We start from the raw sequence: 12,709 nt of genomic DNA on the forward strand, positions 1-12,709 counted from the left end.
GTCCGACGCGCAGAACCCTGGGTGCCCACTGGCTGACGAGTGGTCAGAAATCGACAGTGGCCGCGACCTTCAGCGTGCGCGGTGTGCCCTGGGTCAGATACCCGCCGTTGGCCGATGCCCAATAGGCCTCGTTGGCGACGTTTTCCAGGTTGGCGCGCAGGGTGATCTGCCGGTCATCCAGTTTGAAGGCGTAGCGCGTGCCGAGGTCGAAACGGTTCCACGCCGGGATACTCTGAGTGTTGGCCGCGTTGAGGTATTGCCCGCCGGTGCGCAACATCCGCGCGCTCACCGCTGCACCTTCGAGGCCAGGGATATCCCAATCGGCGCCGAGGTTGATCTGGAAGCGCGGCACGCCGACGGCGCGGTTGCCGTCGTTGACGCCGTTGCTGCTGCCTTGCAGTTCGGTCTTCATCACGGTCGCGCCGCTGAGCAGGCGCAGCCCGTCCAGCGGCTCGCCATACACGTTCAACTCGACGCCCTTGTTGGTCTGCTCGCCATCGACGCGGAAGATGCCGTCCTGGGTGTAGCTGGACGGTTGTTCGATGCGGTACACGCCGAGGTTGGCGCCGTAGCTGCCCATGTCCACGCGCATGCCGGCCTCGATCTGCTTGCTGCGCACCGGGGCGAACGTTTCGTCGCGGTTGATCGCCGTGGTCGGCGGCGTCGGCCCTTTGGCCAGGCCTTCGATGCGGTTGGCGTAAAACGACACGTGCTCCCACGGCTTGATCACCAGCCCGTAAACCGGCGTGGTGATCGACTCTTCATAACTGGAAGTGCGCGCGCCCGTGGTGGTGTTCCAGCCATCGACCCTGAGTTCCTGGCGGCGTACGCCGAGGGTCAGCAGGATGCGGTCATCAACGAAACCGAGGGTGTCGGAAATCGCCTCGCTGCGCAGGGTGTTCTTGCCGACGATGCGCGGATCGTTGATGTCGCTGGCGAACGAGGTGGCCGCTGGCCGTGGCTTGTCCGTGACGTTGTACAGATTGGTGGTGTAACGGCTGGCCGTGCCGATGGTCTCGAACGCCGAACGCTGCTCACCCCAGATTCCGGCCCAGCCGAGGTTGAGCTGGTGGCTGATGGGCCCGGTGCTGAAACGCCCGTTGAGGCCGGCCATGGCACTCTGGTTGTCCTCGTCATGGGGCGAATACAGCATGCCGCCACGCGCAGTGCCGTTGAGGTCGGTGACCGTCAGCGACGAGTACACACCGTTCTCGCGGGTGTGTTTCGCTCCGCCGGAAACGTAGGCCGTCCAGTTATCGTTCAGGTCGTATTCGGCGCGGGCCATGCCAAAGGTGTCTTCCAGTTGCGAGTAGCTCCAGCGCTGCGCATAGCTGTCGTTGGCGTCCGGCACCTTCGGCGCTTTTTTCAGGCTCGAATCCACGTAAATCACCGAGCGGCCCTGATTGATCACCTGTTTCTGGTAACCGAGATCGGTGGAGATGCGCAGACGCTCACCACGATAATCGAGGCCGAGGCTGAACAGCGAGGAGCGCTGGTCTTCGTCATCGACAGCGGTCGCGCCTTCGCGCTGCATCAGGTTGACCCGGGCGCCGAAGCGGTTGTCTTCGCCGAAGCGCTGACCCAGATCCAGATGCCCGCCGACACGGCCGTCGTCGCTGTAGTCGAGCGTGACGCTACGGGTCGGCGTGTCCATGGCGCGCTTCGGTTGCAGGTTGACCCCGCCGCCGATGCCGCTGCCGCTCGGGGTCACGCCGTTGACGAAGGCGTTCGGGCCTTTGAACAATTCGACCCGTTCCAGCGCTTCGGTAGCGATGATCTGCCGCGGCAATATGCCGTAGAGGCCGTTGTAGGAAATGTCATCGGAGAGCAGCGGCAAGCCACGAATCATGAACACCTGGGAGAAGTTGCCGAAGCCTGACGACTGGCGAACGGAGGCGTCGTTGAGCAACACATCGCCGACGGTTTGCGCCTGTTGATCGGCCATGGTCTTGGCGGTGTAGCTGGTGACGCTGAAGGGCAAGTCATTGACCGCCTGATTGCCGAGCATGCCGATCTGTGCGGAGCGCGCGACTTGCTCGCCGCCATAGGTATCGCCGCTGTCGCGCACGGCGCTGACGTTGGTGGCACTGAGTTCGAGTGCGCCGTCAGCCGCCACTTGCGGCGCTACCGTGTACCCGTTGCCAGCGGTGTCGATCAGCTCGAAACCACTGCCCTCAAGCAGTCTGGCGAAACCGCCTTGTGCGCTGTATTCGCCTTGCAGACCGGGGCTTTGGCGATTACCCAGTTGCGCCGGATCGAACGACAGCGGTACGCCGACACTGACGGCGAACTGCGCCAGCACCTGGCTGAGCAGGCCGGGGCCGATATTGACGCTGTGGCTGGCGCTGACGGGTTCGGCGGCGTGCGTCAGCACCGGCGTCAGGGTGGCGAAGGCCAAGGCCAGGCTCAGGTTCAATGCCTTGAGCGGGAAGGTGGCGGGGCGGGGCGTGGGCAATGCAGTCATTCGGCGTTCCTGTCGGGCGCATGGAATCAAAGAGGTCTGCTCCACTCACCGGACGAGACGCAAAAAGGTATCAGGCAGCGCTGAAAATAATGACTTCGAATTCAAACCCGTGGTTCTACCGACAGCCAGTAACGGGTCAGGCTGCTGATCTTCAATGGCAAGGTGTCGCTGAGCAGGCGCAGGCTCGCATCGGTGTCACGCAGGGAAAACGCCCCGGACACACGCAGTGCTGCAACATCCGGATGGCAGCGCAGCACACCGCGCCGATAACGGCTCAGTTCATTGAGCAAATCGTCCAGGCGCAGGTTGTTCGCCAGCAGCATGCCCTTGTCCCAGGCCAGGCTGTTGCGGTCGAACGTTTCGGCGGTGTCGAAAGCGTTGAGCTTGAAACGCTGGCGTTCGCCGGCCTTCAGCGTGTTGCTCTGCTGCAACAACTGCGGGGTGATCTGCACGCGGCCTTCGAGCACTGAGACCTGACTGCGCGAACCGTCGATGCGCACGCAAAACCGGCTGCCGAGGGAGAGGGCGCTGCCTTGCGGGGTTTCGACGATAAACGGACGGGCGCTCGAATCATCCGCCGGGTTGATCAACAGTTCGCCGTTGAGCAGCATCACCCGACGCTCGATCGGGCTGAAAGTGATGTCCACGGCGCTGTCGGTGTTCAGCAACAGTTGCGTGCCGTCGGCCAGTTGCAGAGTCTTCTGCTCACCGATCGCGGTGCGTTGGTCGGCGCTCCATTGCTGCCACGGCACGTGTTGCGAAGCGATGCCTACCGGGCCGGCGAGCAGCAACAGGCCGAGGCGGGTGAGGGTCTGTCGGCGGCTGAGGCCTTCGCGGCGAGCGGCCCGTTTCAGCGTCTGGATAGCGACATTGGCCGGCACGCTGCGCAGATCTCCAAGCAGCGCTTCGGCGCGCTGCCAGGCCTGGGCATGCTCGGCGCTGCGCAGGCGCCATTGGGCGATCGCCTGGTGATCGGCCGGCGTGGCATTGCCGGAATGCAGCTGCACCAGCCAGTCGGCGGCTTCGCCGAGAATCTGCGGATTGATCATCGGTGAGGTCATCACGCCACACTCAGGCAGGCAATGAACGCTGCGCGCATATGGCGTTTGACAGTGATCAGCGACACGTTCAGGCGCGTGGCAATTTGCGCGTAAGTCAGGCCTTCGATCTGCGACAGCAGGAACGTGTCGCGGGTCTGCGCCGGCAATTCGCGCAGCAGCGCTTCGATGCGCCACAGCGTCTCGACAATCAGCAGACGGGTTTCCGGCGACGGCACCTCGGCCGGTGGCAGTTGCGCGATGGTCTCCAGATAGGCGCGTTCAATGTCCTGACGTCGCCAGCGATCAATCATCAGGCCCTTGGCGATGTGCGTCAGCAGCGCCCGCGGCTCGCTGCCCAGCGGTTTGGCGACCTGACGTGCGAGCAGGCGCAAAAAAGTGTCATGGGCCAGATCGGCGGCATCGCAGCGGTTGCCGAGCCTGCGCTGCAGCCAGCCCTGCAACCAACCGTGATGCTCGCTGTAGAGGCGGTGAATCTGTTGGTTCAAGGGCGAGTCGATGGACGACATGAGGTGCAAATACTCGGTTCGGGCAGCCGTGGCATGAGTGCAATTAAGAATTGATCGCATTCTAGTGGCTCTGCTTCAACGCTGGCAATTGCCCGAGAGCAATTTTCTGCACCAGTGGCCTACTGATCTTCGCCAATATTGGCTATTTGTCGCAGCCGTCAGCGGGACTAACGTGGTCGCACATTCCCTTGCGACCCGGAGTCACCATGCAACCTCGTACCGATTTCTACACCGCTTCCCCTGATGCCCTGAAAGCGATGATGGCGCTGGAAACGGCGGTATCCAGACTGCCGCTGGAAAAGACCCTGATCGAACTGGTCAAACTGCGCGCCTCGCAAATCAACGGCTGCGCGTTCTGCATCGACATGCACACCGCTGACGCGATCAAGGGCGGCGAAACCCCGCGTCGCCTGTTCGCCGTCACTGCCTGGCGGGAGGCGCCGTTCTTCAGCGACCGCGAACGCGCCGCGCTGCTGTGGACCGAATCGCTGACGCAACTGAGCCTGACCCACGCCCCGGACGCAGACTACGAAGTGGTCGCCGCGCAATTTACGCCCAAGGAAATGGTCGATCTGACCGTGGCGATCAGCACCATCAACAGCTGGAATCGTTTGGCGGTGGGGTTCCGGAAAATGCCGCAGGCGTGAGTTTTTGTCAGCTTCTTTGTCTTCCGTCGCCTGCTTGCAAGCGCAAGCGGGCGAACGGCATAGACGGCCGCTCGAGGAATTCATTGCTTCGCCTTAATACGAAGCATTACTATTCACGCCCTTTCCTCAGTGGGCCGTTTCCTACCTCATGCGTCCCCGCAGACCCGGCTTTTTCGAGCATTACGAAGAGTTGATCGGCACCTGGACCCGGCGTCTGCGCAATCGCGCGCAGGCCGAGGATCTGGCGCACGACACCTTTGTGCGCGTGCTTGAGGCCGATTCGGCGGCGGTGCAGCAGCCGCGCGCGTATTTGCATCAGACCGCGCGCAATATTGCGGTTGACGGTTATCGGCGCGAGGACCGGCGTGGCGCCATGGAATCGCAGGCTATCGAGCACAGTGCGTCGGCGTCCGGCGACCCGGAGCATTACATGCATGCGATCCAGTTGGCCGATTCCATCGAGCGGGCGCTGACCGAGCTGCCGGTCAATTGCCGGAAGATTTTCGTCTGGCAGAAGATCGAAGGCCTGACCCAGGCGGAAATCGCCGAACGCCTGGGACTGTCCAAGAACATGGTCGAAAAGTATATGATCCGCACCCTGCGGCATCTGCGAGATCGCCTTGATGGCTTGCAATCATGAGCGGTGGCGATTTTCCCTCCCCAGCCCAACAGGACCTTCCATGACGGATACCCGTGATTGCGCGTGCGGGCCGAGCACGGTGCGCGATGATGCTGCGCGCTGGTTCGTGCAGTTGCAGGAGCCGGACGTCAGCGCCGAAGAGCAGCAGCGCTTCGACGCCTGGCTGAACGAGCATGCGCAGCATCGCGATGAATTTCAGTTGCTGCAGGGCTTATGGTCGGCGGCCGATCTGCTCCCGGCGCCACGCCTCAAAGCCTTGGCTGAAACGCCGCCGAGCCGTCTCGCACGCCGGCCCTTGTTGCGTTACGCGGTGGCAGCCAGTGTGCTGGCGGTGGCGCTCGGCCTCGGTCTGTTCAGCGGGTTGCATCATCCGGGCGGCTACAGCGCCGAATTCGTCACGGCGTTGGGCGAACGCAAACACGTGGCATTGCCGGACGGTTCGCTGATCGATCTGAACAGCCGCAGCCGCTTGCAGGTGCGCTATGAACAGAATCGTCGCTTGATTGAACTGCGCGAAGGTGAGGCGATGTTCAGCGTCGAGCACGATGCATCGCGGCCATTTGTCGTGCAAACCGAGAGCGGCAAGGTCACGGTGACCGGCACCCGTTTCGATGTGCGCCGCGACCCTGCGCAAACCCGTGTGGCGGTGGAGCAGGGCACGGTCAAGGTGCAGGGGCGGGATGCGCCGAGTGATCAATTCATCAGCCTGACGGCGGGCCTCGGCACGCACGTTGATGCCCACGGCAAAGTCGCGCCAGCCTACGCAGTCAACCCGGCACAACTGACCGCGTGGCGCAACGGCAAACTGGTGTTCGACAACGCCAGCCTCAGCGACGTCGCAGCCGAAGTATCGCGCTATCGGCAGCATCCGTTGACGGTGAGTGACCCGGCCGTGGCGAGTCTGCGCCTGACCAGTGTGTTCAACGCCGACAACACCGATGCCTTGCTCAAAGCCTTGCCGAGCATTCTGCCGGTGGCCGTGCGCAGCCTTGCCGATGGCCGTCAGGAAATAATCGCAAAATAAAATTCAGGTTTTTTTCGAGTTCAGCGTCTTCCTGTTCAACTGCAACTGGTTTGCATTAACAGCCGCACACTATTGCGATCCACAGGACTCTGTACGACGTGAAAAACACCACAGCCCATAACAAAAAATCCTCTTGGTTACCGCTGGCCCTCGCGCTGGCGGTCAGCGCTGCCATGCCGCAGGCATTCGCCGCTGAAGCCATCCATATTCGTGCGCAGCCGCTGGGCCAGGCCTTGAGTGAACTGGGTCAGCAAACCTCGCTGCAAGTGTTTTTCAGCCCGGATCTGGTGGCCGGCAAACAGGCGCCGGCGGTCGATGGTGATATTTCCCCGGAACAGGCGCTGCGTCAGTTGCTGCAGGGCAGCGGTCTGGATTATCAGATCAACGAAGGCTCGGTGACGCTGGCACCGGCCGCCACTTCCGCAGCGACCAATGGCCCGTTGGAACTCGGTGTGACCGATATCAAAGTGGTCGGCGACTGGCTCGGCGACGCCAACGCCGCCGTGGTGCAGAACCACCCCGGCGCGCGCACGGTGATCCGTCGTGAAGCCATGGTCGAGCAAGGCGCAATGACCGTGGGCGATGTGCTCAAGCGCGTACCGGGCGTACAGGTGCAGGACGCCAACGGCACCGGCGGCAGCGATATTTCCCTCAACGTTGGCGTGCGTGGTCTCACGTCGCGCCTGTCGCCGCGCTCCACCGTGCTGATCGATGGCGTGCCGGCGGCGTTTGCGCCGTACGGTCAGCCGCAACTGTCGATGGCGCCGATTTCCTCGGGCAACCTCGACAGCATCGATGTGGTGCGCGGCGCCGGTTCGGTGCGTTACGGGCCGCAGAACGTCGGCGGAGTGATCAACTTCGTCACCCGCGCGATCCCGGAGAAAACCACCGGTGAAATCGGCACCACGCTGGAGACGTCGCAGCACGGCGGCTGGAAACACATCGACACGGCGTTTTTGGGCGGCACCGCCGACAACGGCATCGGCATGGCCTTGCTGTATTCCGGGGTCAACGGCCACGGCTACCGCGAGCGCAACAACGGCAACGACATCGACGATGTGATCCTCAAGACCCACTGGGCGCCGACCGAGCAGGACGATTTCAGCCTCAACTTCCACTATTACGACGCCAGCGCCGACATGCCCGGCGGCCTGACCCAGAAGCAGTACGACGATAAGCCGTTTCAGTCCGACCGCGATTACGACAGCTTCAGCGGCCGGCGCAAGGACGTGTCGTTCAAGTGGATTCGGCAGATCGACGATCGTACCCAGGCCGAAGTGCTGACCTACTACTCCGACAGCTATCGTGGCAGCACGATTGCCGCGCGCGACCAGAAAACCCTCAGCTCTTACCCGCGCACCTACTACACCTTCGGCATCGAGCCGCGGGTGTCGCATGTGTTCGATGTCGGCCCGACCACCCAGGAGGTCAGCGTCGGTTATCGCTACCTCAAGGAAGGCATGCATGAAGAAGCCAGTCGTCTGGCGCTGGTGAACAATCAACCGGTGGTCAGCCGCACCTCTGATGGTCACGTCTATCAGGACCGTACCGGTGGCACTGAGGCCAATGCCTTCTACGTCGACAACAAGATCGATGTCGGCAACTGGACGATCACCCCGGGCATCCGTTTCGAACACATCAGCACCGAATGGCACGACCGGCCGGTGCTCGACACCTCGAACCGGCCAGTGCAGGAAAAGCGCCGCAGCATCGACAGCAATGAACCGCTGCCGGCACTGAGCGTGATGTATCACCTGTCCGATGCGTGGAAACTGTTTGCCAACTACGAAACCTCGTTCGGTGCCTTGCAGTACTTTCAGCTCGGCCAGGGCGGCACGGGTGACCAGACCGCCAGCGGCCTGAACCCGGAAAAAGCCAAGACCTACGAGATCGGCACGCGTTACAGCGACGACGTGTGGGGCGGCGAGGTGACGCTGTTCTACATCGACTTCGACGACGAGTTGCAATACATCAGCAATGACGTCGGCTGGACCAACCTCGGCGCGACCAAGCACCAGGGCGTCGAAGCCTCGGTGCATTACGACATGGCCGCTCTGGACCCGCGCCTCGACGGCCTGACCGCCAATGCCGGCGTGACTTACACCCGCGCGGTGTACGAGGGCGATATTCCCGGCTTCAAGGGCCGTGACCTGCCGTTCTACTCACGCCAGGTAGCGACGGTCGGTTTGCGTTACGACGTTGATCGCTGGACCTACAACCTCGACGGCTTCGCCCAATCGCAGCAACGCTCGCCGGGCACCGGGGTCAACGCTGACGGCAGTTTCAACGGCAACTACATCACCGAGGGCACCGCCGACGGGCAATACGGCGACATTCCCGGCTACGTCACCTGGAACGTGCGCGGCGGTTATGACTTCGGCGCGCAACTGTCGAACCTCAAGCTCGGTGCCGGGGTGAAGAACATTTTCGACAAGCAATACTTCACCCGCTCCAGCGACAACAATGCGGGCATGTATGTTGGCGCACCGAGGACGTTCTTTGTGCAGGCTAGCGTGGGGTTCTGACAGACCGCGTCGGCTTCTTCGCGAGCAGGCTCGCTCCCACAGGTTCACCGAGATTGTGTGGGAGCGAGCCTGCTCGCGAAGCTTTTCAGACCTTCAGTACTTTCCCGCCAATCGCCACCGCGACCAGCAGCACCGCCATCAGGCCAAAGGCAAAACTCAAGCTGCTGGCGTGGGCGACAAAACCGATCACTGCCGGCCCGGCAAGAATCCCCGCATAGCCCAAGGTAGTAATCGCCGGTACCGCGATACTTTCCGGCATCACCGTCTGCTTGCCCACCGCGGTGTACAGCACCGGCACGATGTTCGAGCAACCGGCGCCAACCAGTGCATACCCCACCAGCGCGGCTTGCCAGCTCGGCGCGAAAGTTGCCAGAAACAGACCGGCCGCTGCCGTCAGCCCGCCAAACAGAATGATCCGCGTTGCGCCCAAACGGCGGACGATACGATCGCCCAACAAACGGCCGGCGGTCATGGTCAGGGCAAATGCCGCGTAACCGAGGCCGGCATAAGCCGTATCGATCCCGCGTTCCTGTGCGAGGAACACCGCGCTCCAGTCCAGCGCAGCGCCTTCGGTGAGGAAGACAATGAAGCACATGCCACCGATAAACAGCACGATGCCATGGGGAATGGCGAATGCCGGACCCGAACTTTCGCTGCCGTAGGGCAGCATGTGCGGCACGCATTTGCACAGCGCCGCGATCAACAGCGCGACCACCACCAGCATCGCCGCCAGTGGCGACAGGCCGAGGCCGAGCAGGGCGCTGACGCCCGCCGCGCCGACAATTCCGCCGAGACTGAACAAGCCATGAAAACCCGACATCATGTTCTTGCCGCTGGCGCGTTCGACGATCACCGCTTGCAGGTTCACCGTCGAATCCACCGTGCCCAACCCCGCGCCGAACATGAAAAGGGTGGCGATCAGCGCCGGTATCGACGACACCGTCGCCAGCAACGGCAGCGCCGCGCAGATCAACAACGTGCCGCCCGTGGCCACGCGCCGGCAGCCGAAGCGCGTCGCCAGAATCCCCGCCAACGGCATCGCCAGAATCGAGCCGACGCCCAGGCACAACAGCAACAGGCCCAGCGTGCCCTCATCGAGACCGGCGCGGGCTTTGGCATAAGGCACCAGCGGTGCCCACGCGGCGATGCCGAGCCCGGCGATGAAAAAGGCCACGCGCGTGGACATCTGTTGCAGGCGTCCGGGGACGAAGGTGTCTTGGGGGTTGAGGCTGGTCATATCGATCCTTGGTAAAAACATCGCGTCCCCGAAGGACACTGATTCAGCGGCGAGGTTCGATCGCCAGTCATTCGAGGAAGTACAGACAACATCGTACCCTGTAGACCTTCGCCTGCTCGCGATAGCGGTGTGTCAGGTAAAAATATATCGACTGACCCACCGCTATCGCGAGCAGGCTCACTCCTACAGGGGATTGCGGTTTACAGTGAGATTTTTCGGCGGCGCAGAGAGGTGGGGATGACTCGGTTTTATGACGCACGAGGCAATATCTATGGTGTGGTTTCACCCGAAGCCTTGCGCGAGGCAGGCATCGCTCTGCCCGCCAGCGCCCGCGAATGCGCCGCCTCGCGTCAGTCATGGAGCGACACGGCGATCAGCGTTTGCTGCGACTGGCCTGCAGGCCAGCGCCCGGCGCACAGCAAGGCCCATCGCAGCGACGGCTTGCTGATCGGCCCGTTCCAGTCGGCGGCGCCGTTCGATGTGCTGATCGTCAACACCGACGGCACCCTCGCCGAACGCAGTGGCAACGGATTGACGATTTTCTCCCAGGCGCTCGCCGGGCAAGGCTTGATGCCGGAAGCAGGCGCGCTGTTACGCGTGCATCACGACAAGGGCGACGCTGTGGAAACCTCGGTGAAGCCGGCCACGGTGGACGGTGTTCAGGGCTTCTGGCTCGATCTGGGTCAGCCCGATTTCGGCCCGGCAGCCGTCGGCGCGCAGCAGGGCGAAGAGGTGCAATTCAATGGGCGTACGGTCAGCCATGTCCAGCCCTTGGCCCAGCTCGATCCGGCCTGGACGCACAGCCAGTTCGTGCGCATCGGCAATCCGCATTGCGTGACGTTGCTCAGCGATCCCGACGCATTGCCGAGCAATGAGCAAATGACTGAATCTGCGTTGAACGAAGGCCTGACCCGAATCGCCTATGCCATGCCGATCGGCTCAGGAAAACTCTGCCCGGCGGGCGTCAATCTGCAATGGGCCGCGCTGCAATCACCCCAGAAAATCCACGCCCGGGTGTTCGAGCGGGGCGAAGGGCCGACGGCCTCATCCGGCACCAGCGCCAGTGCGGTGGCATCGGCGGCGTGGCGGGTGGGTTGGGTCGCGGCGGGGCAAGTGCAGGTGGTAATGCCCGGCGGCACGGCGCCGGTTTTGCTGGAGTTAGCAGACGAAGAATTGGTGCGAGTCAGATTGTTCGGAACGGCGCGGTTGATGGGCTGAATTCGAAGCCGCCATCGCTGGCAAGCCAGGCTCCCACAGGTTTACGCCGTACTCAATATTGATGATCGGCACAAAACCTGTGGGAGCCTGGCTTGCCAGCGATGAGGCCATCAGATCCGGCACAAACCTCAGCTCAGACCACCGCTGAACTCCACCACCGGCATCTGCCGCTTCATCAACACCTTGCCATCGCGAATCGAATACAGCGGCAAGCCCTGGCTGCGTATCACTTCGTAATCGCTGTCCGCCGACAGGATCAGCAGATTCGCCGGGCGCCCTTGTTCCAGCCCGTAACGCTCGCCCAGGTGCATGGCTTTGGCGCTGTTGTCGGTGACCAGATCCAGCGCACTTTGCAGGTTGCGATAACCGAGCATGTGGCAGATGTGCAGGCCGGCTTCGAGTACGCGCAGGATGTTGCCGTTACCCAGCGGATACCACGGGTCGACGATCGAATCCTGGCCGAAGCACACGTTCATCCCGGCTTCGAGCAGTTCGTTGACGCGGGTCACGCCACGGCGTTTCGGGAAGTTGTCAAAGCGCCCTTGCAGGTGAATGCTCTCGGTCGGGCACGAGACAAAACTGATCCCGGAATGGCCGAGCAGGCGGAACAGTTTGGCGCAGTAAGCGTTGTCGTAAGAGCCCATCGCCGTGGTGTGGCTGGCGGTGACGCGGGCGCCCATGTCGCGGCTGCGCGCTTCTTCGGCGAGCACTTCGAGGAAGCGTGAGTGCGGGTCGTCGGTCTCGTCGCAATGCACGTCGACCAGGCAACCGGTACGCTCGGCGAGGTCCATCAGAAACTTCACCGAACTGACGCCCTGATCGCGGGTGTACTCGAAATGCGGAATCCCGCCGACCACGTCCGCGCCCATGCGGATCGCGTCTTCCATCAGCTCGCGACCGTTGCGGAATGATTCGATGCCTTCTTGCGGGAACGCGACGATTTGCAGGTCGATCAGATGACGGCTTTCCTCGCGCACTTCGAGCATCGCCTTGAGTGCGGTGAGTTGCGGGTCGGTGACGTCGACGTGGGTGCGCACGTGCTGAATGCCGTGGGCGGCGAGCGCCTGAATGGTCTTTTTGGCGCGGGTCTTGGTGTCTTCTTCGGTGATGGTGACCTTGCGTTCGCCCCAGCACTCAATGCCTTCGAACAGTGTGCCGCTCATGTTCCAGCGCGGCTCGCCGGCGGTGAGGGTGGCGTCGAGGTGAATGTGCGGCTCGACGAAGGGCGGCACCACCAGATTGCCGCCGGCGTCGAGGTCGTCCGGGCCAAGCGTCGGTGCTTCGGTCTGCCGGGCGATGCTGTGGATCAGACCGTTTTCCAGGTGCAATTCGTGCAGGCCTTCCTGGTTGCGCAGGCGGGCGTTGATGATGTGCATCAGGCGAATCC

Annotated in this window: 10 protein-coding genes; 5 read left to right on the forward strand and 5 right to left on the reverse strand. The window is 62.7% G+C overall.

Annotation, left to right across the window (positions count from 1 at the left end):
• Positions 1 to 43: 43 nt before the first annotated feature.
• The 3 genes from J3P75_RS09720 to J3P75_RS09730 form a co-directional block, all read right to left on the reverse strand.
• The gene (locus J3P75_RS09720; RefSeq protein WP_434710088.1) at positions 44 to 2,464 is read right to left on the reverse strand and encodes a TonB-dependent siderophore receptor; all 2,421 of its coding nucleotides are present in this window, start codon (positions 2,462 to 2,464) and stop codon (positions 44 to 46) included.
• Positions 2,465 to 2,565: 101 nt separating this feature from the next.
• Entirely contained in the window at positions 2,566 to 3,525 is a 960-nt protein-coding gene (locus J3P75_RS09725) for a FecR domain-containing protein (protein WP_434710090.1), read from the reverse strand.
• Positions 3,525 to 4,031 (reverse strand): sigma-70 family RNA polymerase sigma factor, encoded by a 507-nt coding sequence (locus J3P75_RS09730; protein ID WP_434710092.1) that lies wholly within the window; start codon positions 4,029 to 4,031, stop codon positions 3,525 to 3,527. The genes J3P75_RS09725 and J3P75_RS09730 overlap by 1 nt, the downstream gene beginning before the upstream one ends.
• 206 nt (positions 4,032 to 4,237) lie before the next feature.
• On the opposite strand from J3P75_RS09730, the gene J3P75_RS09735 reads away from it, so the two are divergent.
• The 4 genes from J3P75_RS09735 (at position 4,238) to J3P75_RS09750 (ending at position 8,867) form a co-directional block, all read left to right on the forward strand.
• A complete protein-coding gene (locus J3P75_RS09735; RefSeq protein WP_090284624.1) occupies positions 4,238 to 4,678 on the forward strand; it encodes a carboxymuconolactone decarboxylase family protein in 441 nt (146 codons plus the stop codon).
• A gap of 148 nt (positions 4,679 to 4,826) precedes the next feature.
• Complete coding sequence (locus J3P75_RS09740) at positions 4,827 to 5,318, forward strand: sigma-70 family RNA polymerase sigma factor (protein ID WP_434710094.1); 492 nt, start codon at positions 4,827 to 4,829, stop codon at positions 5,316 to 5,318.
• A gap of 40 nt (positions 5,319 to 5,358) precedes the next feature.
• Positions 5,359 to 6,342, forward strand: coding sequence for a FecR family protein (locus J3P75_RS09745; RefSeq protein ID WP_434710096.1), 984 nt, complete (start codon positions 5,359 to 5,361; stop codon positions 6,340 to 6,342).
• Between the two features lie 98 nt (positions 6,343 to 6,440).
• Positions 6,441 to 8,867 carry a TonB-dependent siderophore receptor gene (locus J3P75_RS09750; protein ID WP_434710097.1) on the forward strand — a complete coding sequence of 809 codons (2,427 nt, stop codon included), beginning with the start codon at positions 6,441 to 6,443 and terminating at the stop codon, positions 8,865 to 8,867.
• An 85-nt stretch (positions 8,868 to 8,952) separates the two neighbouring features.
• Here the strand turns inward: J3P75_RS09750 and J3P75_RS09755 are convergent, their stop codons facing one another.
• Positions 8,953 to 10,104, reverse strand: a complete 1,152-nt coding sequence (locus tag J3P75_RS09755) for an MFS transporter (protein ID WP_090284616.1) — start codon at positions 10,102 to 10,104, stop codon at positions 8,953 to 8,955.
• Positions 10,105 to 10,341: 237 nt separating this feature from the next.
• Here J3P75_RS09755 and J3P75_RS09760 point away from each other — a divergent pair, with 237 nt between their 5' ends.
• The gene (locus tag J3P75_RS09760; protein ID WP_434710099.1) at positions 10,342 to 11,322 is read left to right on the forward strand and encodes a diaminopimelate epimerase; all 981 of its coding nucleotides are present in this window, start codon (positions 10,342 to 10,344) and stop codon (positions 11,320 to 11,322) included.
• A 128-nt stretch (positions 11,323 to 11,450) separates the two neighbouring features.
• Here J3P75_RS09760 and codA read toward each other — a convergent pair whose 3' ends face one another.
• A complete protein-coding gene (gene codA, locus J3P75_RS09765) occupies positions 11,451 to 12,698 on the reverse strand; it encodes a cytosine deaminase (protein ID WP_434710100.1) in 1,248 nt (415 codons plus the stop codon).
• Between the last annotated feature and the right edge of the window lie 11 nt (positions 12,699 to 12,709).

This window comes from Pseudomonas sp. R1-1 (assembly GCF_051132135.1).
In the GTDB taxonomy this organism is placed as follows: domain Bacteria; phylum Pseudomonadota; class Gammaproteobacteria; order Pseudomonadales; family Pseudomonadaceae; genus Aquipseudomonas.